Source organism: Alcanivorax sp. HI0044, assembly GCF_001634945.1.
This window is the reverse complement of the sequence record NZ_LWEZ01000105.1, coordinates 1-671: the sequence shown is the minus strand read 5'-3', so window position 1 is coordinate 671 and position 671 is coordinate 1. Positions and strand designations below refer to the sequence as shown.

The 671-nt window shown below is 58.4% G+C and carries 1 protein-coding gene; it reads left to right on the top strand.

From position 1 onward, the window contains the following. A partial coding sequence (locus tag A3730_RS01225; RefSeq protein WP_197477213.1) for a UvrB/UvrC motif-containing protein occupies window positions 1–671 on the top strand: 671 nt, incomplete at both ends.

The following is a 671-nucleotide window of genomic DNA, read 5'->3' as shown; positions in this document are numbered from 1 at the left end:
TTTCCCCGCGTCACCTTTCATCGCGGTACACGCCGGGCTGGCAGCCAGTACTTTGGCCCCTATCCCAGTGGTGGGGCGGTACGTGAAGCCCTGTCGTTGATCGAGAAAGTGTTCCAGGTCCGCAATTGTAGCGACAGCTATTTCCGTAACCGCACCCGTCCCTGCCTCCAGCACCAGATCAATCGTTGCACGGCACCGTGCGTAGGGCTGGTGAGTGAAGCCGATTATGCGCGCCAGGTAAAAATGGCGGCGGATTTCCTGGATGGACGCAGTCGGGAAGTGGTGGAGCAGCTCAGTGACGATATGGAGGCGGCATCCCTGGCGCTGGAGTTCGAGAAAGCGGCGATCCTGCGGGACCAATTGGCCGCCATTCAGTCCGTGCAGCAAAAGCAGTACGCGGAAACCGGGCAGGGTGATCTGGATGTGGTTGCGATTGAAACCCGCCATGGCCTGGCCGTGATCGAAGTGCTGATGATTCGTGATGGCCGCATCCTTGGCCACCGAACCTTTCGTCCGGATACCCGGGGAGAGGAAGATAGCAGCGAAATTCTTGAAGCCTTTCTCTCGCAATATTATTTGGGCGACAGGGAAGACCCGGTCAAGCCGCAGGAAATCCTGCTGAGTATGGATATTGCGGGCGCTGAAGCGTTGCAGCAGGCACTGGAAAGCCA